Consider the following 23947-nt stretch of genomic DNA (forward strand, 5'->3'; position numbering starts at 1 on the left):
ACTTTAAGAATGATTGCGCCTTTTATCCGAAAAAAAAGGGCGCTTTCGCGCCCACGGATGAAAACTAACGCAGCCGCGTTTGCTGATAGGTATAGGTCTCGCCTTCTGGCACAAATTCCAGACGATGGGTAATGCAGGCAGGCGCATCTTCAGCGTGATGGGAGACAAACAGCAGTTGCGTGTCGCCCTCGCTAATCAACACATCGACAAAGCGACGAATAAGCAGGCGGTTCAGCGGATCCAGCCCCTGTAAGGGTTCGTCGAGGATCAGCAGGGTCGGATGCTTAACCAGCGCACGGGCGATCAGCGCCAGTCGCTGTTGTCCCCAGGAAAGACTGTGAAACGGCGCGTCAGCGGTACGTTTGTCGAGTCCCAGAATGTCCAGCCACTGCTGTGCGAGTTTTTGTTGACGATCCGACACGGCCTGATAAATCCCGATGGAATCGAAATAGCCCGACAGAATCACATTGCGCACCGTGGTGCTCACCCGGTAGTCGAGATGCAGACTGCTACTGACGTAGCCAATGTGCTTTTTGATATCCCAGATAGTTTCCCCACTGCCGCGACGACGACCAAACAGCGTCAGATCGTTGCTGTAACCCTGCGGATGGTCGCCGGTGATCAGGCTGAGCAGCGTCGATTTTCCTGCCCCGTTGGGGCCGACAATCTGCCAGTGTTCGCCGGGATCGACCTGCCAGCTCAGACGATCGAGAATAGGGCGATCGTTATACGACACGACGCCATCCCGGAGGATGATCCGCGGCGCATCGGTGGCCAGAGCAGGCTGGGCGGCGGGTTCGTCGGCTTCAGGTAATGCCACCCCTTCCAGTCGCTCGCTATGCGCAAGTTGAGCGATCAGCGCCTGCTGGAGTAAATCGGCTTTCGCGCCGGTTTCCGTTAAGGTGCAGTCGACCAGCACACCGGCATACTGAATAAATGCCGGGATTTCATCAAAGCGGTTCAACACCAGCACCAGCGTGATGCCTGACTGATGGAGCGTTTCAAGCAGTCCTGCCAGTTGCTGGCGGGAGGCGACGTCGAGACCGTCAAACGGCTCGTCGAGAATCAACAGGTCCGGCTCAGCCATCAGCGCCTGGCAGAGCAACGTCTTACGCGTTTCGCCGGTAGAGAGATATTTAAAGCGGCGATCGAGCAGGTGAGTGATACCAAACTGCTGCGCAAGCGTCGCGCAGCGGGCCGGGTTGTTCACTTCGTCCTGAATGATTTCCGCCGTGGTGCGTCCGGTATCCTCTTCGCCAGGACTGAGCATATCGGTGTTATTACGCTGCCATTCATCGCTGACCAGTTTCTGCAGTTGCTCGAAGGAGAGGCGTGTTATCCGCGAGAATGCGCACAGGCGTTCACCTTTGAGCAGCGACAATTCGCCGGCCAGCGCGCGTGCCAGCGCTGATTTCCCGCTTCCGTTCGAACCGACAAACGCCCAACTCTCACCCGCGTTTAACGTCACGGAATCCAGGTGAAGCGTTTTTGTGTCGCTAAGACGAAACGTGCCTTGCGAAATATGCAACGATGACATTTTGTATCCCATTTTATGCAGCAATGAATGACAGGGATACGTGTTCTGAGCAGGAATGTCAATGTGATTAGCGCGACTGCGGATAAAAAACAGCGCTTGAATATCGATGTCGATATCTGTGCTGCGCGGCGGTTGCGGCGACAGAACTATCGCTGTTTTGTGAACAACTGCAAAAAAGGGTGATGCGTTATCCAGTATTTTTTCGCAGCCAGTTGAGATGTCATGGCGATGAATAATGGAGTGTTTTATGGATGTTTTTATCTCGAAAAAAATGCGTAATTTCATCCTGTTGGCGCAAACCAATAATATCGCCAGAGCGGCTGAGAAAATACACATGACGGCATCGCCATTTGGTAAAAGCATTTCTGCGCTGGAAGATCAAATTGGCTATACGCTGTTTACCCGTAAAGACAACAGCATAAGCCTGAACAAGGCCGGGCAGGAGTTGTACCAGAAACTGTTTCCGATTTATCAGTCCTTGTCGGCAATCGATAATGAAATTCATCACGCTGCACGTGGTTCGCGCAACATAGTCATTGGCGTCGACAACACCTACCCAACGATTATTTTCGACCAGTTGATTAGCCTGGGCGATAAGTATGACGGCGTGACCGTAAAGTCCGTTGAGTTCAGCGAGAATGAAGTCATTGATGACCTGTTTAGCCGCCAGCTCGATTTTATCATTTCTCCACAGTATGTTTCGGCTCGCGTGCAGGAGCTGGACAATCTGACCATCAGTGAGTTGAAGCCTTTGCGTCTGGGGTTTCTTGTTTCCCGTCGCTATGAGGATAAACAGCCGCAGACGCTTTTGCGTGAACTGCCCTGGCTGCAAATGCGCTTTCAGAATCGGGCCAATTTTGAAGCGATACTGGAAGCGCATATGCGGCCATGCGGTATTAACCCAACGATCATCTATCGTCCCTACAGCTTTATGGCGAAGATAAGCGCGGTAGAGCGCGGGCAGTTTCTGACCGTGATCCCCTGGTTTGCCTGGCGTCTGGTGAATCCGGCAACGTTGAAGTATTTCGATGCGCCCGGCGGTACGATGTATATGCAGGAGTACCTTTACTCCCTGAAAAACCACCGCTATACCGCCACGATGCTTCAGTATATTGCGGAAGATCGTGGCGCAGAGATGGCTTAGCCGAGCATCGAACCGCGTTCAATCAGATTACGGTGCAGATCGAACACGTGGTTGAGATCGTGATGAATGTGCCCGCCAGGCGCACTGGCGAGATAGCGATGTAGATAGTCCTGATAGAGAGGATGCGCACAGTTGTCGATGATCGTGTGCGCCCGTTGTAGCGGTGAGAGTCCCCGCAGATCGGCGATCCCCTGTTCGGTGATGATCACCTTCACGCTGTGCTCGCTGTGATCAACGTGACTGCACATGGGGACGATAGTGGAAATCTTGCCGCCTTTGGCGATGGATGGTGCCATAAAGATAGACAGGTAGGCGTTGCGCTCAAAATCACCGCTGCCGCCAATGCCGTTCATTAGATTCACGCCAGCCACGTGCGTTGAGTTGGCATGGCCGTAGATATCAAACTCCAGCCCGACATTAAGGGCTATTACGCCAAGACGGCGAATAATTTCCGGATTATTCGAGATCTCCTGTGGGCGAAGCACAATACGGCTGGCGAAGAAGTCCATATTGTCATAAATCTTTCGCAAGGAATCGGCGGATACCGTCAGACTGGAGGCGCTGGCTCCGGTGATTTTTCCCGTTTCCAGTAGATGAACGACAGACTCCTGTAACACCTCCGAATACATCATAAAAGACGGAATATCCGGATTTTCACCCAGTCGCGCCATCACGGCATTATTGATATTACCCACCCCGCTTTGCAGCGGCAGAAACTCCGCGGGGATCCGCCCATGCGCCATTTCTTCCAGCAGAAACGTTACGACGTTATCGGCGATTTGCTGGCAGACAGGATTGGCGTTATCCAGCACGTTTCCGCCGTCGGGGAGTTCTGTATCGACCACCGCAATAATCTTGGTGGGATCAATCTGCACATACCGGGCGCCCACGCGATCCATCGCATGAAAAATGGGGACGCTGTTGCGACGCGGCGGTGCGCCGGGAATGACGATATCAGCCAGTTCAGCGACGCGTGGGTTATGGTAGTGATTCAGCTCAATGATGACTTTCTTCGCCCGCAGTAGCCAGGTGGGCGCATTGCCGATCCCGCTGGTGAGCCAGACTCGTCCGTCAGGCGCGATCGCCGAGGCTTCAATCACCGCGACGTCAATATCACCAAAGAAACCATAATTTACCATCTGCGCCACTTCACTCAGATGCAGGTCTACAAATCGAACCTGACCCTGATTGATTTTTTGCCGAAGGCTGCCTGACGTCTGATAGGGCGCACGCCATGAAATGGCGTCAGCCTCAGACAGCGCATCATCGGCGGCAGCGCCAATAGACGCTCCCGTCAATAACCGAATCTGAAACGGTTGTTGTGCCTGATGCAGTTCGCTGGCGCGGCGGGCGATAGCCGCAGGGAGTGCTTTGGGCGAACCGGCGGGGGTAAAGCCGCTGAAAGCAACCATCGCATTGTGCTCAATGACCTGCGCGGCGTCGTCGGCGCTCATCCGTGTCCAGGGGTCTTTCATATCTTGTCCCTTCCTGGTATCAATGGCCCACAAAATTGGGTTTACGTTTATTCATAAACGCGTTCATCCCTTCCTGATAATCTTCGCTGTCGTAAACGGCGCGGCGCATCCCCTGAATACGTTCGAACTCATCGGAATTCATGGTGTGCGCTTCGCCAAGCACGCGTAGCTCTTCCTTGATCACGGCAATGGCCAGCGGCGCTTTTTCCGAGATATGGTGCGCCATCTGCAACGTGAAATCCTCCAGCTCTTCGGCGGCGACGACATGGTTGAGAATGCCGACCGCCATCGCGCGCTGTGCGGTGATAGGGGACGCGGTGAAGATCAGCTCTTTGACGATATGGAAACCCGCATCGCGGGTCAGGTTGTGGATCCCGACCAGATTGTATGGAACGCCAAGGTTGACCGGGGTCATGGAGAACGTGGAGGTACTGGCGGCGATGATCAGATCGGAGCTCATGATCATCTCAAACGCCCCTCCCCAGACGCTGCCTTCGACCATGGAGATCACCGGTTTGGGGTACTTCTGAATCATGCGGGTGATCTGGCGCAGCGGATCGTCATAAGAGAGCGGATCGCGACGTCCGGAGGGAAGTTCATGAATGTCATGACCGGCGGAGAAGACCTTCGCGCCGCTGGGCGCACGCAGGATAATACAGCGAATATCCGGGCGATTGAGATCGCTGAGCGCCAGCATGAGATCGTCAATAAAGACTTTGCTCAGGGCGTTCAGTTTGCGGGCATAGTTGAACTCAATGACCGCCACTTTACGGATGATAACAACATTAACGTATTGATAAGACATATTTTTCTCTTTATGCAAAGTAATGATTCTGAAGGTATTCGCTGATTCGCTGAAGGCCAGCGCGCGGCGAGAGACGGTTGTTTTTGACGGCCTGCTGCGTCAGGTGGTAGTAGCGGTCGAAGTCGTCACGGGAGAACAGCAATCGCAACGCCTCGGCTTCCGTCTGCTTTTTCAACCAGGCAATTTCCTGCAACTGGCGCACCTGTTGCAGCCGTCCGCTGGAGGTCATCTGTGTTCTGAAATCGCAGATGGTCTGCCAGACCTCGTCAATCCCGCGTTTTTCCAGCGCGCTACAGGTCAATACCTGCGGCTGCCACTCGGCATATTTATGCCGCACAATATGCAGTGCGCTTTCGTACATATGGCGGGCGATGGCGACACGGTTATGGTTTTCCCCGTCATCCTTGTTGATGACAATCACGTCCGCCATTTCCATGATCCCTTTTTTGATGCCCTGCAGGTCGTCGCCGCCGCCGGCTATCTGTAACGACACAAAGCAGTCCACGATCTGGGCAATTTCTGTTTCCGATTGTCCAACGCCGACGGTTTCGATAATCACAACGTCGAAGCCCGCCGCTTCGCACAACAGCCCCAGCTCTCGTGCATGCAGACAGGCTCCACCCAGATGCCCGCGGGAGGGGGCCGGACGGATGAAGGCGGCATCCGATCGCGCCAGTTCGGTCATCCGCGTTTTGTCGCCAAGGATGCTGCCACCGCTGATCGGACTGCTGGGGTCGACGGCAATCACAGCCACGCGCAGTCCGTCGCGGATCAGTCGCGTACCGAAAGCCTCCAGAAAGGTGCTTTTCCCGGCCCCCGGCGTACCCGTGATTCCCAGACGCAGCGCGTTGCCGGTGAAAGGCATTATGGCATCCAGCAGTTGTGTGCTCAGCGTCTGGTGACGAGGGTGCTGACTTTCAATCAGCGTCATGGCCTGGGCGAGCGTTGCCCGCTCGGCCTGGCGTAATCGCCGAACGGTGTCAGCCAGCGTGGATTCGCTAATCATGATGCTGACTTATCCGTTTCAGTACGTCGCGTACGCTTTCCAGCATTGGTGTGCCGGGTCCATAAATGGCCGCCACGCCGCGCTCCTCCAGGAAGGCGTAATCCTGGGGAGGGATCACGCCGCCGGCGACCACGCAGATATCGTCGCGTCCCCATTTTTTCAACGCGCCGACCAGTTCCGGGATGAGTGTTTTATGACCGGCCGCGAGCGATGAGGCGCCGACGACGTGTACATCGTTTTCTACCGCCAGGCGGGCGATCTCTTCCGGAGTGGAGAACATCGGGCTGAGATCGACGTCGAAGCCGAGATCGGAATAGGCGCTGGCGATCACTTTTGCGCCGCGATCGTGACCATCCTGACCCATTTTGGCGATCAAAATGCGCGGACGACGACCGCGGTCAGCCAGGAACTGCTCTGTTTGCGCAACAATGGCGTCAAACTCGCAGGCCGATTGGTTGGACTGATGGTAGCTCTGCGCAATCACCCCAGTGACGCACTGGCTAGGCACCAGATAACGGTCAAACGCCGACTCCAGCGCGTCGGAGATCTCACCCAGCGTGGCGCGGACGCGTGCGGCGTTCACGGCGGCGGCCAACAGGTTTTCATGATGCAATGCGGCGTGAGTCAACGCCGCCAGCGCCGCGTGAACGGCGGCATCATCGCGGGTCGCGCGGATCCGCGTCAGAGAGGTGATCTGCTCGTTGCGCACCTTGACGTTGTCGATCTCCAGGACGGTCGTGTCGTCCTCTTTTTCCAGCTTGTATTTGTTGACGCCGACAATGACGCGTTTGCCCTGGTCGATCAGTGATTGCTCGCGGGCAGACGCTTCTTCAATCATCCGTTTCGGTAACCCGGCTTCGATAGCCTTTGCCATCCCGCCCGCGTCGTCGATCTGCTGGATGATGGCCCGCGCCTGTTTAACAATGTGATCGGTCAACGACTCCACATAGTAAGAGCCAGCCAGCGGATCCACGGTGCGGCAGATTTCTGATTCCTCTTGCAGGATGATTTGCGTGTTACGCGCGATGCGGGCAGAAAAGTCGGTGGGCAGACCGAGTGCTTCGTCAAAGGCGTTGGTATGGAGTGACTGGGTGCCGCCAAGCGTGGCGCCGAGCGCTTCGATAGTGGTACGGATCACGTTGTTATAGGGATCCTGTTCGGTCAGGCTCCAGCCGGAAGTCTGGCAGTGGGTACGAAGGGCTAACGATTTCGGGTCTGCTGCGCCGAAGCCGCTCACCGCTTCGCTCCACAGATAACGCGCCGCGCGCAGCATGGCGACGTTCATGAACAGATCCATGCCGATGCCAAAGAAGAACGAAAGGCGGGGCGCAAAGTCATCAATGTTCAGCCCGGCTGAAAGGGCGGCTTTGATGTATTCAATACCATCCGCCAGGGTAAAAGCGACCTGTTGCACGCAGTTGGCGCCTGCTTCGCCCATATGGTAGCCGCTGATGCTGATGGTATTAAAGCGTGGCATGTTGCCCGAACACCAGGCGATGATGTCGGCGATAATGCGCATGGAGGGTTTCGGCGGGTAAATGTAAGTGTTACGGCACAGGTACTCTTTCAGAATATCGTTCTGAATGGTGCCGGTAAGCTGTTCCGGCGAAACGCCTTGCTCTTCCGCGGCCACGATATAAAAAGCCATTACTGGCAGCACCGCGCCGTTCATGGTCATTGATACCGACATCTTATCCAGCGGGATCTGGTCGAACAGTATCTTCATGTCTTCAACGGTATCGATAGCCACACCGGCCTTCCCGACATCACCTGCGACGCGTGGATTATCGGAATCATAGCCGCGGTGGGTGGCGAGATCGAAGGCGACAGAAAGGCCTTTTTGCCCGGCGGCAAGGTTGCGACGATAGAAGGCGTTAGATTCTTTGGCGGTAGAGAAGCCAGCGTACTGACGAATGGTCCACGGTTGCGCGGTATACATGGTAGCGCGTGGGCCGCGAACGTAAGGCGGCAGGCCGGGAAGGGTGCCGGTGATCTCCAGTTTATCGAGGTCGGCTTCGGTGTACAGCGGCTTGATGGCAATGCCTTCCGCTGTCTGTGTGACCAGCGACTCGACGGTTTTATTCCGCCGGCTGAGCTCCTTGTTGGCGAGTGTCTGCCACTCTGATAAGTCTGACATATTTTGCTCCGTATTCCGCAATAAAAAGAGGGGATTGCGAGTACGATGAGCTTTTTACTGTCCTCTGTCGCCAGCAAAAAATAGCCAACGATGCGTCGTTTTTTGCCGGGTGGAATTATTCATCCTGTAATGAATTTCAAAGAAAAATTTACGGCGGGTAACATCCCGCCGTAATCACCGTGGTGGCGATACTTAGCACAATGTTGCGATAATTACCCTGTCGGCGTTGAAATACGCCGTCACGTTCGTGCCTTCCGTCAGCGTGGCGGCGGCGTCCAGCGGCACGGTGGCGCACAACGTCTGACCGTCCGGTAGCGCCATCAGTACTTCACACTGCTCTGTGCCGCGTTCAATATGATTGATAATGCCCTGGAGCTGGTTATCCGCCGCCTGGGCGATGGCGTCGTCCTGGGTAATCCCCACCCACGGCGCTTTCAGCAGCACGAGAACCTCTTTGCCTTCATCAAGCCCTAAACGCTCGCCGCTCTGGGCGGTAATGGCCACTTTCAGTCGCGTTTCGCCATCGGCTAACAGCACGTCGACATGCTGCTGTACCTGATTGCGATCGCGGGCGGTAATGGTGCCAAACCACTGGTTGCGCGCACTGGTCTGCAGAGAAAAACGCGAGATGGCCGCCAGCAGGCTGTTGAGCGGCAGCGCGTCATCGTCGCTTAAAACATCGAAGGCTTTTTGCTGAATCTGTGCCAGCAGATCGTAGAGCTGGATCAGACGCTGACCGTAGCGGGTTAACACCGCACCGCCGCCGCCTTTACCGCCTGTCGCACGCTCGACCAGCGTTTGCTCGCTGAGAAGATTCATTTCATTAATGGCGTCCCAGGCGCTCTTATAGCTGATGCCTGCGTCTTTCGCGCCCTGACTAATGGAACCGGAAAGCGCAATGTGCTTGAGCAAAGAGATGCGTCGGGGATCGGCGAACAGTTTTTGCTGAAGTTTCAGGGTAAGAAGGATTTCGGCTTGCATAACAAGATCCTGGCAAAAAGGGTATTGTGACGGAAAACTGCAGAGACGCAAAGCCGACCGCACAAAAGGGGAGTGCTTTTCTCAGTGATGCGGTTAGAATACTACAAGGACTATATCAGGAGTTGACCATGTTAGAGTTATTGAAAAGTCTGGTATTCGCCGTAATCATGGTACCTGTGGTGATGGCCATCATCCTGGGTCTGATTTACGGTCTCGGTGAAGTGTTCAACATTTTCTCCGGTATCGGTCAGAAAAACCAGTCCAGACAGAATCATTGATTTCCCAAACGCCCGCTCAGTCGGGCGTTTTTGTTTTCTCATCTTTCAAACCGTATCTTTGTTGGTCGCGCCTCAATGCAGTGCGCACCCCATTGGGATTGTTTCTCAAGTTCTCCTTATTCCTGCCGATATTTTCTTTGCGTAACCTCTTAGTGGTATCAATAACTTCTGGGAAAATCGTTGCTTTATCGTTATATTCATAAATACATAACGATATGCAAAGGAGTTACAAATGGCTCGTACCTGGTTACGCCTGTTTGCTGGGGCAACCTTATCATTGTCGGTTGCTGGACAAACGCTGGCGGATGAAGGGAAAATCACCGTGTTTGCCGCAGCGTCATTGACTAATGCGATGCAGGATATCGCGGCAGAGTATAAAAAAGAGAAGAATGTCGACGTGGTCTCCTCTTTTGCGTCGTCTTCCACGCTGGCTCGCCAGATAGAAGCCGGTGCGCCAGCAGATCTGTTCATTTCTGCCGATCAGAAATGGATGGATTACGCGGTAGATAAGAAAGCGATTGATACCGCAACGCGTCAGACGCTGCTGGGCAACAGCCTTGTGGTGGTGGCGCCAAAAGCCGGTGAGCAGAAAGCGTTTACGATTGACAATAATACCCGCTGGACGACGCTGCTGAACGGTGGACGTCTGGCGGTAGGCGACCCGGAACACGTTCCGGCGGGGATCTACGCGAAAGAAGCACTGCAGAAACTGGGGGCCTGGGAGACGCTGTCACCGAAACTGGCTCCGGCGGAAGATGTGCGCGGCGCGCTGGCGCTGGTCGAGCGTAACGAAGCGCCGTTGGGCATTGTTTACGGCTCTGATGCGGTTGCCAGTAAAGGCGTTAACGTCGTGGCCACCTTCCCGGAAGATTCGCACAAAAAAGTGGAGTACCCCATCGCGATTGTTGATGGACATAAAAACGCCACGGTCAGCGCGTTCTATGATTACCTGAAAGGACCGCAGGCTGCTGAAATCTTTAAACGTTACGGATTTACGACCAAGTAATGATATTGACCGATCCTGAATGGCAGGCCGTGCTTCTGAGCCTGAAAGTGTCTTCCCTGGCCGTGTTGTTTAGTTTGCCGTTTGGGATCTTCTTTGCCTGGCTGCTGGTGCGCTGCACTTTCCCAGGCAAAGCCCTGCTGGACAGCGTACTGCATCTGCCGCTGGTATTACCGCCGGTGGTGGTCGGTTATTTGCTGTTGATTTCGATGGGACGGCGCGGATTTATCGGCCAGTGGCTATACGACTGGTTCGGCATAACCTTTGCCTTCAGCTGGCGCGGCGCGGTACTGGCGGCGGCAGTGATGTCTTTTCCGCTGATGGTGCGGGCTATCCGACTTGCGCTGGAAGGGGTGGATCTTAAGCTTGAGCAGGCCGCCCGGACGCTAGGGGCGGGACGCTGGCGCGTCTTCTTCACCATTACCCTTCCGTTGACGCTGCCTGGCATTATCGTCGGGACGGTACTGGCATTTGCCCGTTCGCTCGGCGAGTTTGGCGCGACGATTACCTTCGTTTCCAATATTCCCGGCGAAACCCGCACCATTCCTTCGGCGATGTATACCCTGATTCAGACGCCGGGCGGTGAAAGCGCTGCGGCAAGGCTGTGTCTTATTTCCATCGTACTGGCGCTGATTTCGCTGTTAATTTCTGAATGGCTGGCGCGACTCAGCCGTGAGCGGACGGGGCGATAATTATGCTGGAACTCAATTTCTCTCAGACGCTGGGGACCCACTGCGTCTCGCTCAACGAAACGCTGCCCGCCAGCGGTATCACCGCGATATTTGGCGTCTCTGGTTCTGGAAAAACCTCGCTGATCAATGCCATCAGTGGCCTGACGCGACCGCAGAAAGGGCGCATTGTACTCAACGGACGGGTGCTGAATGACACGGAAAACCACATCTGTCTGACCCCGGAAAAACGCCGGATAGGCTACGTTTTTCAGGATGCGCGCCTGTTTCCCCATTATAAAGTGCGCGGCAACCTGCGTTACGGCATGGCGAAAAGTATGGCCGGCCAGTTCGATAAGCTGGTGGCGCTATTGGGTATTGAGCCTCTGCTCGACAGACTGCCGGGCGGCCTCTCCGGCGGTGAAAAACAACGTGTGGCGATTGGCCGGGCGCTGTTGACCGCGCCGGAACTGTTACTCCTGGATGAACCGCTCGCCTCGCTGGATATTCCGCGTAAGCGTGAACTGTTGCCCTATCTGCAACGGCTGGCGCGGGAGATCAATATTCCCATGCTCTATGTCAGTCACTCGCTCGATGAAATTCTCCATCTGGCCGATAACGTAATGGTGCTGGAAGACGGTCAGGTGAAGGCGTTTGGCGCGCTGGAAGAGGTCTGGGGGAGCAGCGTGATGCATCCATGGCTGCCGAAAGAACAGCAGAGCAGCATCCTGAAAGTGAGCGTACTGGAGCATCATCCGCATTACGCGATGACGGCGCTGGCGCTGGGTGATCAGCATCTATGGGTCAATAAGCTCAATGAGCCGCTGCAGGCCTCGCTGCGCATTCGCATTCAGGCGTCGGATGTCTCGCTGGTGCTACAGCCGCCGCAGCAGACCAGCATTCGTAATATCCTGCGCGCGAAGGTGATCCACTGCTACGACGATAACGGGCAAGTGGAAGTTCAGCTTGAGGTGGGAGGTAAAACGCTGTGGGCGCGCATTAGCCCATGGGCCAGGGATGAATTGGGGATCAAAGCTGGCCTCTGGCTGTATGCGCAGATTAAGAGTGTATCGATAACCGCCTGATTACAGCAGCTGGCTATAGATGAACTTCGCGATGCTGTCGGTGGTGTTATCGCCGATGACGACGTTGGCGCGTGCTTTGATTGCGTCGTCAGCATTGCCCATCGCCACGCCGGTACCAGCCGCTTCCAGCATACTGATGTCGTTGTAGTTATCCCCGAAGGCAATTACGTTTTCCATCGACCCACCCTGAGATTCAACCCACTGGGTCAGGCGTTTGCCTTTGCTGTTACCCTGACGAGCGATATCGACCTGATCGTGCCAGGACCATTCGCACTCAAGGCCCAACAGCTCTTCGACATGCTTGCCAAATTGCTGCAGCTTAGGAATATCGTCGTCTGTCAGAGCGAACTTCCACACCGCGTTGACATCGTGCGCCGCCTGCGCCAGTGAAGGCACCTGGGTGAAGATCGGGCGCTGTTCCGGCGGCAACGTCTGCGCCCAGTTTGAGGTGCGAATGACATGGCCGGTCGGGTGCTCATACAGCATGGCGTCATCGACATACATCAGGCCGTGAATCTGATGCGCTTCCAGCAGCGTAATAAGCTGTAGCGCCTGGTTAACCGGCAAGGGATCGGCTGCGAGAACATTTTTTGCGTGATAATCATACAAATAGGTGCCATTACAGCAAATTGCAGGTGTATCCAGTGCCAGTGCCTGATAAAAAGGATGAATTGCGACGTGATGACGCCCGGTGACGATGATAAGTTGGTAGCCTGCCTCCCTGGCGCGCGACAGTGCTTCGACAGACGAGGGGAGCAGGGTTTTTTGCGGGGTTAGCAAGGTTCCATCTAAATCAAGGGCAATCACGCGAGCGGTCATATCGTCATCCCGATTAACATTGAAGTTTTGTCTGCCTGAATGGTACACCGGGACGGGGAGCAGGCAAAATTTTGTGCGTATATTCAGCATTCACCGTTAAAAGCGACTACGTTAAGCTGTATTCCATTTTTGCAGCCAGTTGCCTAAAGCAGAGGAGCATTCATGAAGCAAACCGTTTATACCGCCAGCCCTGAAAGCCAACAGATCCATGTCTGGAGCCTGAATCATGATGGCGCATTGAAGCTGGTACAGGTGGTTGATGTGCCCGGGCAGGTTCAGCCGATGGTAGTCAGCCCGGATAAACGTTATCTCTACGTGGGCGTGCGTCCTGAATTCCGCGTACTGGCTTACCGGATTGCGCCGGATGATGGTGCGCTGACGTTTGCCGCAGAATCCGCGCTGCCGGGTAGCCCGACACACATTTCAACCGATCATCATGGCCGTTTTGTTTTTGTTGGCTCCTATAACGCGGGTAACGTCAGCGTCACCCGTCTGGAAGACGGCCTGCCGGTTGGGGTGGTGGATGTGGTGGAGGGAATGGATGGCTGTCACTCCGCCAATATCTCCCCGGACAACCGCACCCTGTGGGTGCCTGCGCTGAAGCAGGATCGTATCTGCCTGTTTACCCTCAGCGATGACGGTAAGCTGGTGGCACAAGAGCCTGCGGAAGTGACCACCGTTGAAGGGGCCGGTCCGCGCCATATGGCGTTCCACCCGAATCAGCAATATGCCTACTGCGTCAACGAGCTCAACAGCTCTGTGGACGTCTGGGAACTGAAAGATCCGCACGGTGATATCGAATGCGTGCAAACGCTGGACATGATGCCGGCTGATTTCTCCGACACCCGCTGGGCGGCGGACATTCACATTACGCCGGATGGTCGTCATCTGTATGCCTGTGACCGTACCGCCAGCCTGATTACCGTGTTCAGCGTTTCAGAAGATGGCAGCGTGTTGACCAAAGAAGGCTTCCAGCCAACCGAAACACAGCCGCGTGGTTTCAACGTTGACCATAGCGGGAAATACCTGATTGCTGCCGGACAGAAGTCACACCATATCGCGGTGTACGAGATTGCCGGTGAGCAGGGGCTGTTAACGGAGAAGGGACGTTATGCGGTAGGCCAGGGCCCGATGTGGGTGGTGGTTAACGCGTATTAATAGGGGCGCTTATTAGCCAACCGATAAATAAAAACCGGCATCCTGTGATGCCGGTTTTTTTATGCTTACTGCTTCGGCGCAGCCACGACTTTGCTGCCCACACCGCGGTTATTGTATTCCCACATGCGGTTAAAGTTGGTGTCGTTCAGGTTACGCTGGGTTTCGCCTTTATCATCCTTCGCCCCGGTATTGCCCGCGAATGGACGTTTAGAGATCACGGCGTCAGCCCACGGCTGTGCCATGTTAAAGCCCTCGTTAATCACGCTATCACGGATCACGACCTGACCGTTGGTGTTGCCGTCGACATCCAGTGCGCGACCCAACTGCGCCACGCCGTCACCGGCGGCGGTAAAGCGGCTGTTGGTGGCGAGGAAACCGTAATAAATGTTCGCAAGCGTTGCAGGCGCGAAGACGTACGCTTCCTGTTGAGTACGCGAGTTCACTACGCGGAAGTCGGTGTTATCGAACACCACCGCGCCGCGACCGGAAACGATATCCACATCACCTTCGATATAGCTGTTGGTCACCAGGGTACGCGGTTGGCGATTATTTTCCAGACGGTTCTGCACGCCGCTGTTGGTCACAAAGAAGGTGTTCTGGCGGCCCAGAATGTTCACATTATTGATTTGAACTTTGTCACCGTCGGTGCGCAGCGCAACGGCCGGGTGGTTACCCGCATCCACGCTATCGCCAAGATTGTTTTCAACGGTCAGATTCTGTAACTGCAGGCCATTATTCTGTGACCACAATACCGCTGAACACATCACGCCGATAGTCGCGCCGCGTTTGCTCTGGCAGTTGTCAAACATGTACCAGGCCGGTTTACCAGGCATATATTTCCCGCCCGGATTCACCGTATGACGCCAGTCAGCGGTGCTCATTTCACCGTCAATTGCTGCGCCAATCTTCACGTCCAGCGGTTTCTCACCCGTTCCGTACAGCGTCAGGCTGCCTGGCGCCGCAGGGATATAAACAGTCCCCTGATACTCACCTGGCATAATCGCAATGTACTGACGTTTGTTGGTGCGCGTAGTGATCGCCGCATCCACCGCCGCCTGAATGGTGGTGTGGGTAACGCCTTGCGTACCGGCCGGGCCGACCACAAAGTCAGGCTGCGCAGGCAGAGAAATTGAAGATGGCGTCCACGGCGCGGTGTTCGGCGTCAGGGAAGAAAAATAGTTTTTAGCGACAAAATTCTGCGCTTCATTCGCCGATAAAATCGGGCGCGAGGAGGTTCCTGGCGCGGTTTGATCGGAAGGAATTTGATCCGGCGGGGTAGAGCTACAGGCGGTCAGCGTCACGCCAAAAGCCAGTGCCAGCGCCAGACGGGAAACTGATGATGTGTTCACGAGTTGCTCCGGGCTATAAAAGTATCCATTGAAGCCTGCTTTTTTATACTAAGTTGAGCAAAACAGAAAGGTGAAAAGCTAAAAAGTTGTTTTTAAACCCCTCCTCGCGGATTCGGGTACCGTCAAAGTCACAATTAAATAACATATTTGCCTGGGATGATTGACTTCCCGCGTGCGATCTCAAATAAATGTCTATACAACCTAAGACAAGCTGGAGAAAGCATGGAACCCCTGTTACCTGATGATACGCTCTGGCGAAACCTGCGCCTGGCGACGCTCGATCCGGCGCAGACGGCACCGTATGGCATGCTGGACCATCATGCGCTGATTATCCGTAAGGGAAGGGTGCTGGCGATTGTGCCAGAGGCTTCACTCCCGACTGCGCATGCCAATACGCATGACCTGCAAGGACGTCTGGTGACGCCTGGGTTGATTGATTGTCACACTCATCTGGTGTTTGGCGGCAATCGCGCCAGCGAGTGGGAGCAACGGTTGAACGGCGTTTCTTATCAGCAGATTAGTGCGCAGGGCGGCGGGATTAACGCCACCGTGACGGCGACGCGTGCCGCGACGGAGAAGGCGCTTTTAGCCTCTGCTCAGGCGCGGATCGCGCGTCTGATGCGCGAGGGCGTGACGCTGCTGGAAGTGAAATCCGGCTATGGGCTGAATGCGACAGCCGAAGAAAAGATGCTGCGCGTCGCGGCCCGCCTGGCCGAAGAGAATCTTATCGAAATCAGCCCCACGCTGCTGGCGGCCCATGCCGTGCCGGTTGAGTATCGGGACAATCCTGACGGCTATATCACCCACGTCTGCGAAACGATACTGCCGCAGCTATGGGAAAAGGGGCTGTTTGAAGCGGTCGATCTGTTCTGTGAGAGCGTGGGCTTTACCCTGGCGCAAAGCGAGCGGGTATTGCGCGCGGCGCAGGCGGCGGGCATTCCGGTCAAAGGGCATGTCGAGCAGTTGTCTCTGCTGGGTGGAGCGCAACTGGTCAGTCGCTATCATGGGCTTTCTGCGGATCACATTGAATATCTTGATGAAGCGGGCGTGGCCGCGATGCGTCACAGCGGCACCGTTGGCGTACTGCTGCCGGGGGCGTTCTATTTCCTTAAAGAGACGCAGCATCCGCCCGTTGAGTTGCTGCGCCGTTACCAGATACCTATGGCGGTGGCGACCGATTTCAACCCCGGCACCAGTCCCTTTATCAGCTTGCATCTGGCGATGAACATGGCCTGCGTTCAGTTCGGACTGACGCCGGAAGAGGCATGGGCGGGCGTCACCCGTCATGCCGCTCAGGCGCTGGGCCGCCAGGCGACGCACGGACAGCTAAAGGCGGGTTACGTTGCCGATTTTAACGTCTGGGATGCGCAAAACCCGGTGGAGATCCTCTATGAGCCTGGGCGCAACCCGCTGTATCTACGCATATTTCGAGGACAAATCACATGACGCAATGGGAAGCGGCTGCCCCTGACCTGTGGCGGGGGCGAGATGACAGCGGCGAAGCCGCAAACGCGCTGCGCCTGTTTCAGACGATCGATCGCAGCCTGACGTTTTCGCCAGAGCGATACCGCGACAGGATAGCGCTGCTCGGCTTTGCCTGCGATGAGGGGGTCAAGCGTAATCATGGGCGTCCTGGTGCCGCCGGTGCGCCGGACGCGCTGCGTTCAGCGCTGGCTAACCTGGCGAGTCACGCGGGACACGAGCGACTGGTGGATATGGGGAATCTGCTGGCCCCGACAGCGGATCTGGAAGGGGCGCAGCAAGCACTACGTGATGCGGTCTGTCAATGTCAGCAGGCGGGGATGCGCACCTTCGTTCTTGGCGGCGGGCACGAAACGGCATTCGGTCATGGAGCGGGCATTTTCGATGCATTCCCTGGCGAGCGGGTAGGGATCATTAATCTCGACGCGCATCTGGATCTGCGTAACGCTGGGCGGGCAACCTCAGGCACGCCGTTTCGTCAACTGGCGCAGCTTTGCGACCAGCAGCAGCGTGAGTTCCGCTATGCGTGCATCGGCGTTAGCCGGGCGGCAAACACCCAGGCGCTGTGGGATGAGGCGCACAAGCGCAACGTGCTGGTGGTGGAAGATTTGCAGTGTAATGACGCCCACGCTCAGCTGGCGGCGTTTATCAGCGAGGTGGATAAACTCTATCTGACTGTCGATCTCGACGTCCTGCCCGTAGGAGAGATGCCAGCCGTATCGGCGCCTGCGGCGCTGGGCGTACCGTTGGCGACCCTGCTGAAATTGATTGAACCTGTTTGCCGCAGCGGTAAGCTCCAGGCGGTGGATGTGGTTGAATTTAATCCGCGCTTTGATAATGATGGCAGGTCGGCACGCGTGGCGGCGCGGCTTGGCTGGCAAATCGCCCACTGGTGGCAGTAATCGATTGATAAGGTAAACATTCCCATGACACTTTCTCGCCCTCGTTCTGCTCCCGCGCCGTTTTATGAGACGGTTAAACGCGAGATTAGCGAAAAGATCGCCAGCGGCGTCTGGCAGCCGCACGATCGTATTCCGTCGGAAGCGGAGCTGGTGGCGCAGTACGGCTTCAGCCGGATGACCATCAACCGGGCGCTGCGTGAACTGACTGACGAAGGGATGCTGGTGCGCCTGCAGGGGGTGGGAACCTTTGTCGCGGAGCCGAAAGGCCAGTCCGCGCTGTTTGAAATTCGCAGTATTGCCGACGAAATTGCCGCACGGGCGCATCGACATCACTGCGAGGTGCTGATTCTGGAAAAGAAACCGGCCAATGCGCGGCAGGCAGCGGCGCTGAAGGTGACGGAAGGTACGCCGATTTTTCATTCTGTGATGGTACATTTTGAAAACGACCAGCCGGTACAGATTGAAGATCGCTGTGTGAATGCCGACATTGTGCCGGAGTATCTGGCGCAGGATTACAGCCAGACCACGCCGCATGCATATTTGTCGTTGATTGCCCCACTGACGGAAGGGGAGCACATTGTTGAAGCGGTGCGCGCCACGACGCAAGAGTGCGCGTTACTCGACATCGGCGAGACCGATCCTTGCCTGCTCATTCGTCGTACCACCTGGTCCGCCTCGCAGATCGTTTCTCACGCGCGGTTGCTCTTTCCAGGCTCTCGTTACCGCTTGCAGGGCCACTTCTCCTCCTGACGCACGCGGACTGAAAGCGTGATTGCTGACGCAATATAACAAAAATGTATCTTATTTGTTAAATTGTGCCTTGTTATGTCTTGTATAGACAAGTATATATTTACCTCACACCCGATCATTCCCTTTGCCGGATAAACCTTTTCCGGCATGTCCGTGAGGAGTCGTTGTTATGTCTCATAGCAAGTTTCGTCAGCAAGATATCCGCGCCCCGCGAGGGACAACGCTGACGGCCAAATCCTGGCTGACCGAAGCGCCATTGCGCATGTTAATGAACAACCTGGACCCCGACGTCGCCGAGAACCCACATGAGCTGGTGGTGTACGGCGGTATAGGCCGCGCGGCCCGGAACTGGGAATGCTATGACGCGATTGTCAACGCCTTGACCCAACTGGAAGAGGACGAAACGCTGCTGGTCCAGTCCGGTAAACCGGTAGGCGTGTTCAGAACCCATCAGAACGCCCCGCGTGTGCTCATTGCCAACTCCAACCTTGTTCCGCACTGGGCGACCTGGGAGCATTTCAATGAACTGGATGCGAAAGGGTTGGCGATGTACGGACAGATGACGGCCGGAAGCTGGATCTATATCGGCAGTCAGGGAATTGTGCAGGGCACTTATGAAACATTTGTTGAAGCGGGACGGCAGCACTACGACGGCGACCTGCGCGGGCGTTGGGTGTTAACCGCCGGGCTCGGCGGCATGGGCGGCGCGCAGCCACTGGCGGCGACGCTGGCAGGCGCCTGTTCCCTGAACATTGAATGTCAGCAGAGTCGTATCGATTTTCGTCTGCGCACTCGTTATGTCGATGAACAGGCGACATCTCTTGATGATGCGCTGGCGCGTATCGAAAAATACACCCGCGAAGGTCAAGCCGTATCGATTGCCCTGTGCGCCAATGCGGCGGATGTGGTGCCCGAACTGGTGAAGCGCGGTGTGCGTCCGGACATGGTTACCGACCAGACCAGCGCTCATGACCCGCTGCACGGTTATCTGCCTTCCGGCTGGGACTGGGAAACCTATCAGCAAAAAGCGCTCGCCGATCCACAGGGTACGGTAGAGGCAGCGAAGCGCTCGATGGCAAAACACGTGGAGGCGATGCTGGCGTTCAACGACATGGGCGTACCGACGTTCGATTACGGCAACAACATTCGTCAGATGGCTAAAGAGATGGGCGTGGAAAACGCCTTCGCCTTTCCTGGCTTCGTACCGGCCTATATTCGCCCGCTGTTCTGCCGCGGCATTGGGCCGTTTCGCTGGGTGGCGCTTTCCGGCGATCCGCAGGATATTTATAAAACCGACGCCAAAGTAAAAGCGATCGTGGCGGATGACGAACATCTCCACCGCTGGCTGGACATGGCGCGGGAGCGCATTAATTTTCAGGGGCTGCCAGCGCGTATCTGCTGGGTGGGGCTCGAATGGCGGCAAAAACTGGGTCTGGCATTCAACGAAATGGTGCGCAGGGGGGAAGTGTCTGCGCCAATTGTGATCGGTCGCGACCACCTGGATTCTGGCTCTGTCGCCAGCCCCAACCGCGAGACCGAAGCGATGCGCGATGGTTCTGACGCCGTCTCCGACTGGCCGCTGCTCAATGCGCTACTCAACACGGCCAGCGGGGCGACCTGGGTATCGCTGCATCACGGCGGCGGTGTGGGAATGGGCTTCTCACAGCATGCCGGGATGGTCATTGTCTGTGACGGTAGCGATGAAGCCGCCGAGCGCATTGCCCGGGTTTTGCATAACGATCCGGCGACCGGCGTAATGCGTCATGCGGATGCGGGCTACGATATTGCCGTGGCGTGCGCTGTGGAACAAGGGCTGAATCTGCCGATGGTTGCGGCAACGCAGGGGAAACGCTGATATGAATACCATGACCTTAACGCCGGGCCATCTGAGTTTTTCACAACTACGCGAAGTCTGGCAGCAGCCGGTTAAACTGCGCCTCGATGCCAGCGCTATTGACGGCATTAACGCCAGCGTGGCCTGCGTCAACACCATTGTCGCTGAGGGCCGCACGGCCTACGGCATTAACACCGGCTTTGGTCTGCTGGCGCAGACGCGCATCGCCAATGAGGATCTGCAAAACCTGCAACGTTCGCTGGTGCTGTCCCATGCGGCAGGCGTGGGTGATGCCTTAGATGACTCACTGGTGCGCCTGATCATGGTGCTGAAGATAAACAGCCTTGCGCGCGGCTTCTCTGGTATTCGCCTTAGCGTGATAGAAGCGCTGATTGCGCTGGTGAACGCCGAAGTCTGGCCGCACATCCCGGCGAAAGGATCGGTAGGCGCCTCCGGTGATTTAGCGCCACTGGCCCATATGTCGCTCACGCTGCTGGGGGAAGGAAAGGCGCGTTGGCAGGGGGAATGGTTACCGGCGACGGAAGCGTTAAAAAAAGCCGGCCTGGAGCCGATTACGCTGGCGGCGAAAGAAGGGCTGGCGTTACTTAACGGCACACAGGCATCGACGGCGTTTGCGTTACGCGGACTGTTTGAAGCACAAGAGCTGTTCGCGTCGGCTGTCATGTGCGGATCGTTAACCACCGAAGCGGTGTTAGGGTCTCGCCGTCCGTTTGATGCGCGTATTCACGCCGCGCGGGGGCAGCGTGGACAGATCGACGCGGCGGCGCTGTATCGCCATGTATTGACGGAGACCAGCGCGCTGTCTCAGTCGCACCACAATTGCGAAAAGGTGCAGGACCCGTATTCTCTGCGCTGTCAGCCGCAGGTGATGGGCGCATGTCTGACACAGATGCGTCAGGTGATGGACGTACTGCTGGCGGAAGCCAATGCGGTCTCCGATAATCCGCTGGTTTTTGCTGAGCAGGGAGACGTTATCTCAGGCGGTAATTTCCATGCTGAACCGGTGGCGATGGCGGCAGATAATCTGGCGCTGGCGATTGCTGAAATTGGCGCGTTGTCCGAACGCCGTATTGCGCTGATGATGGATAAGCATATGTCGCAGTTGCCGCCTTTCCTCGTCAAAAACGGGGGCGTGAACTCCGGCTTTATGATTGCCCAGGTGACGGCGGCGGCGCTTGCCAGCGAGAACAAAGCGCTGGCGCATCCGCACAGCGTGGACAGCCTGCCAACGTCGGCGAATCAGGAAGATCATGTCTCGATGGCACCGGCGGCAGGGCGCAGGTTGTGGGAAATGGCGGCGAATACTCGCGGCGTGCTGGCCGTCGAATGGCTGGCCGCGTGTCAGGGGATCGATTTGCGTGAAGGATTAACGTCAAGCCCGCTGCTGGAGCAGGCGCGAACGGTATTACGTGAGCAGGTTGCGCATTACACCCAGGACCGCTTCTTCGCCCCGGATATTGAGCGTGCGACAGAATTGCTTGCACAGGGGGCGTTGCTGCAGCTCGTGCCGGAATTTCTTTGAACCGCGCCGGATGGCGCTAACGCTTATCCGGCCTGTGAATCCCTCCCGTAGGCCGGATAAGACGCGTGAGCGTCGTCATCCGGCACAACAGCGATCAACTGAACATCGCGGTAATTGAGGCGCTGGCAAGCGAGTGGAAATGGACGTTAAATCCGACCATCGCCCCGCTGGCACCTTCATCGACGTCAATCCTGTCCACCTCCAGCGCGTGAACGGTAAAGATATAGCGGTGGGTTTCGCCTTTTGGCGGCGCCGCGCCGCCATAGCCCGCTTTACCGAAATCGGTTCGTGTCTGGATAACGCCGTCTGGCACGGCGACCAGCCCGGAGCCATAGCCCTGGGTCAGAACACGGGTATCGGCCGGTAAATTAGCCACCACCCAATGCCACCAGCCAGAGCCGGTCGGTGCATCGGGGTCGAAACAGGTCACCACGAAACTCTTCGTTCCGGCAGGCACTTCATCCCAGGCCAGATGCGGGGAAATATTATCCCCTTCATAACCCATACCGTTGAAGACATGGCGCAGGGGGAGTTTTTCCCCGTCGCGAAAATCGTTGCTGATTACTTTCATGCACTCTCCTTAATTCTCGCCAAAAAGTGTAGCCAGAAACCGCACAGCTTACCGCCAGTTACCCGTTAAAAAATGTTTCGTCGCGCACAGCGTCGTTCACGGCCTGCGTCAGGCGGCGTAGTTGCTCTGGCTGGATGAGATACGGCGGCATCAGGTAGATGAGTTTGCCAAACGGGCGGATCCACACACCCTGTCGCACAAAGAATTTCTGCAGGGCCGCCATATTAACCGGATGCGTCGTCTCCACCACGCCAATCGCTCCCAGCACGCGGACATCAGCCACCCATGGCGATGTCTGCGCCGGGGCGAGTTCCTGGCGTAGCTGGGTTTCAATGGACGAGACCTGCGCCTGCCAGTCGCCGGATTCGAGTAGTGACAGGCTGGCGATCGCCACCGCGCAAGCCAGCGGATTGCCCATAAACGTCGGACCATGCATAAAACAGCCCGCCTCGCCGTTGCTGATGGTTTCCGCCACCTGGCGGGTGGTCAGGGTGGCTGAAAGGGTCATCGTTCCGCCGGTCAGCGCTTTTCCCAGACACAGAATGTCGGGCGCGATCCCGGCGTGTTCGCAGGCAAACAGTTTGCCCGTGCGGCCAAATCCGGTGGCGATTTCATCCGCAATCAGCAGAATGCCTTCACGGTCGCACATTTTGCGGATACGGCGCAGCCACTCCGGATGGTACATCCGCATTCCGCCCGCGCCCTGAACAATCGGCTCGAGAATCACTGCCGCAATGTCATGACGATGTGCGGCCATCAGGCGCGCGAAGGCCACCATATCGCGCTCATCCCACTCGCCGTCCATTCGACTTTGCGGCGCAGGGGCAAACAGGTTTTCCGGCAGATAGCCCTTCCACAGGCTGTGCATGGAGTTGTCTGGATCGCAGACCGACATCGCGCCGAAGGTATCGCCGTGATAGCCGTTACGGAACGTCAGGAAGCGCTGACGGGATTCCCCTTTGGCCTGCCAGTATTGCAGCGCCATTTTCATCGCCACTTCCACCGCGACGGAACCGGAATCGGCGAGGAACACGCATTCCAGCGACGCGGGCGTCATGGCGACCAGTTTACGGCACAGGTTGACGGCGGGGGCATGCGTGATCCCGCCAAACATCACATGCGACATGGCGTCTATCTGCGTTTTCATCGCCGCATTGAGCTGCGGATGGTTGTAGCCGTGAATCGCGGCCCACCACGACGACATGCCATCAATCAGGCGTTCACCGCTGGATAAAATCAGTTCGCAGCCCTCGGCCCGTTCAACAGGATAGACCGGTAGCGGGGAGGTCATAGAGGTGTAGGGGTGCCAGATGTGGCGCTGATCAAACGTGAGATCGTCCGTTGTCATAATCGACTTGTAAACCAAATTAAAAAGATTTAGGTTTACAAGTCTACACCCTTATCACCACAAAACGTATAA

Annotated in this window: 21 protein-coding genes; 11 read left to right on the forward strand and 10 right to left on the reverse strand. The window is 56.4% G+C overall.

Going from position 1 to position 23947, the window contains the following annotated elements:
- Positions 1-64: 64 nt before the first annotated feature.
- Complete coding sequence (gene modF / locus KI228_RS07505) at positions 65-1537, reverse strand: molybdate ABC transporter ATP-binding protein ModF (protein WP_061070361.1); 1473 nt, start codon at positions 1535-1537, stop codon at positions 65-67.
- A 247-nt stretch (positions 1538-1784) separates the two neighbouring features.
- Between modF and srsR the strand changes: the two genes are divergently transcribed.
- Positions 1785-2681, forward strand: coding sequence for a LysR family transcriptional regulator SrsR (gene srsR / locus KI228_RS07510; protein WP_061070360.1), 897 nt, complete (start codon positions 1785-1787; stop codon positions 2679-2681).
- Here srsR and scpC read toward each other — a convergent pair.
- The 5 genes from scpC to modE all read right to left on the reverse strand — a co-directional run bounded on the left by scpC (position 2678) and on the right by modE (position 9085).
- Complete coding sequence (gene scpC / locus KI228_RS07515; protein WP_061070359.1) at positions 2678-4156, reverse strand: succinyl-CoA:acetate CoA-transferase ScpC; 1479 nt, start codon at positions 4154-4156, stop codon at positions 2678-2680. The genes srsR and scpC overlap by 4 nt on opposite strands.
- A gap of 19 nt (positions 4157-4175) precedes the next feature.
- Positions 4176-4961 (reverse strand): methylmalonyl-CoA decarboxylase, encoded by a 786-nt coding sequence (scpB, locus tag KI228_RS07520; protein ID WP_044256718.1) that lies wholly within the window; start codon positions 4959-4961, stop codon positions 4176-4178.
- Between the two features lie 10 nt (positions 4962-4971).
- Entirely contained in the window at positions 4972-5967 is a 996-nt protein-coding gene (meaB, locus tag KI228_RS07525; protein ID WP_061070358.1) for a methylmalonyl Co-A mutase-associated GTPase MeaB, read from the reverse strand.
- Complete coding sequence (scpA, locus tag KI228_RS07530; RefSeq protein ID WP_061070357.1) at positions 5960-8104, reverse strand: methylmalonyl-CoA mutase; 2145 nt, start codon at positions 8102-8104, stop codon at positions 5960-5962. The genes meaB and scpA overlap by 8 nt, the downstream gene beginning before the upstream one ends.
- A 192-nt stretch (positions 8105-8296) precedes the next feature.
- Positions 8297-9085: a molybdenum-dependent transcriptional regulator gene (gene modE, locus KI228_RS07535; RefSeq protein ID WP_044256486.1), complete on the reverse strand. Its 789-nt coding sequence runs from the start codon at positions 9083-9085 to the stop codon at positions 8297-8299.
- A 128-nt stretch (positions 9086-9213) separates the two neighbouring features.
- Between modE and KI228_RS07540 the strand changes: the two genes are divergently transcribed.
- From KI228_RS07540 to modC, 4 genes are all read left to right on the forward strand, one after another.
- Positions 9214-9363, forward strand: coding sequence for an AcrZ family multidrug efflux pump-associated protein (locus tag KI228_RS07540; RefSeq protein WP_043001322.1), 150 nt, complete (start codon positions 9214-9216; stop codon positions 9361-9363).
- A gap of 232 nt (positions 9364-9595) precedes the next feature.
- Positions 9596-10369, forward strand: coding sequence for a molybdate ABC transporter substrate-binding protein (gene modA, locus KI228_RS07545; RefSeq protein WP_061070356.1), 774 nt, complete (start codon positions 9596-9598; stop codon positions 10367-10369).
- Positions 10369-11058 (forward strand): molybdate ABC transporter permease subunit, encoded by a 690-nt coding sequence (gene modB / locus KI228_RS07550; protein ID WP_044328845.1) that lies wholly within the window; start codon positions 10369-10371, stop codon positions 11056-11058. The genes modA and modB overlap by 1 nt, the downstream gene beginning before the upstream one ends.
- A 2-nt stretch (positions 11059-11060) precedes the next feature.
- Complete coding sequence (gene modC, locus KI228_RS07555; RefSeq protein WP_043001319.1) at positions 11061-12119, forward strand: molybdenum ABC transporter ATP-binding protein ModC; 1059 nt, start codon at positions 11061-11063, stop codon at positions 12117-12119.
- Here the strand turns inward: modC and KI228_RS07560 are convergent, their stop codons facing one another.
- Entirely contained in the window at positions 12120-12938 is an 819-nt protein-coding gene (locus tag KI228_RS07560; protein ID WP_043001318.1) for a pyridoxal phosphatase, read from the reverse strand. It abuts the gene before it with no gap.
- A gap of 162 nt (positions 12939-13100) precedes the next feature.
- Here KI228_RS07560 and pgl point away from each other — a divergent pair, with 162 nt between their 5' ends.
- Entirely contained in the window at positions 13101-14096 is a 996-nt protein-coding gene (gene pgl, locus KI228_RS07565) for a 6-phosphogluconolactonase (RefSeq protein WP_044256478.1), read from the forward strand.
- Between the two features lie 65 nt (positions 14097-14161).
- Here pgl and KI228_RS07570 read toward each other — a convergent pair whose 3' ends face one another.
- On the reverse strand, positions 14162-15445 hold the full coding sequence (locus KI228_RS07570) for a putative acyl-CoA thioester hydrolase (protein WP_043001316.1): 1284 nt from the start codon (positions 15443-15445) through the stop codon (positions 14162-14164).
- Positions 15446-15667: 222 nt separating this feature from the next.
- On the opposite strand from KI228_RS07570, the gene hutI reads away from it, so the two are divergent.
- The 5 genes from hutI (at position 15668) to hutH (ending at position 21956) form a co-directional block, all read left to right on the forward strand.
- Positions 15668-16891: an imidazolonepropionase gene (hutI, locus tag KI228_RS07575; protein ID WP_061070355.1), complete on the forward strand. Its 1224-nt coding sequence runs from the start codon at positions 15668-15670 to the stop codon at positions 16889-16891.
- On the forward strand, positions 16888-17829 hold the full coding sequence (gene hutG / locus KI228_RS07580; RefSeq protein WP_061070354.1) for a formimidoylglutamase: 942 nt from the start codon (positions 16888-16890) through the stop codon (positions 17827-17829). The genes hutI and hutG overlap by 4 nt, the downstream gene beginning before the upstream one ends.
- Positions 17830-17853: 24 nt before the next feature.
- Positions 17854-18579 carry a histidine utilization repressor gene (locus KI228_RS07585; RefSeq protein WP_043001313.1) on the forward strand — a complete coding sequence of 242 codons (726 nt, stop codon included), beginning with the start codon at positions 17854-17856 and terminating at the stop codon, positions 18577-18579.
- A 169-nt stretch (positions 18580-18748) separates the two neighbouring features.
- Entirely contained in the window at positions 18749-20434 is a 1686-nt protein-coding gene (gene hutU, locus KI228_RS07590) for a urocanate hydratase (protein WP_043001312.1), read from the forward strand.
- Position 20435: 1 nt separating this feature from the next.
- Positions 20436-21956: a histidine ammonia-lyase gene (gene hutH / locus KI228_RS07595; RefSeq protein ID WP_061070353.1), complete on the forward strand. Its 1521-nt coding sequence runs from the start codon at positions 20436-20438 to the stop codon at positions 21954-21956.
- A gap of 94 nt (positions 21957-22050) precedes the next feature.
- Here the strand turns inward: hutH and KI228_RS07600 are convergent, their stop codons facing one another.
- Positions 22051-22527: a kinase inhibitor gene (locus KI228_RS07600; protein WP_104010327.1), complete on the reverse strand. Its 477-nt coding sequence runs from the start codon at positions 22525-22527 to the stop codon at positions 22051-22053.
- 58 nt (positions 22528-22585) lie between these two features.
- Positions 22586-23875 carry an adenosylmethionine--8-amino-7-oxononanoate transaminase gene (gene bioA / locus KI228_RS07605; RefSeq protein WP_061070695.1) on the reverse strand — a complete coding sequence of 430 codons (1290 nt, stop codon included), beginning with the start codon at positions 23873-23875 and terminating at the stop codon, positions 22586-22588.
- Positions 23876-23947: the final 72 nt, after the last annotated feature.

The sequence above is a fragment of the Citrobacter amalonaticus genome, assembly GCF_018323885.1.
Lineage (GTDB): Bacteria > Pseudomonadota > Gammaproteobacteria > Enterobacterales > Enterobacteriaceae > Citrobacter_A > Citrobacter_A amalonaticus.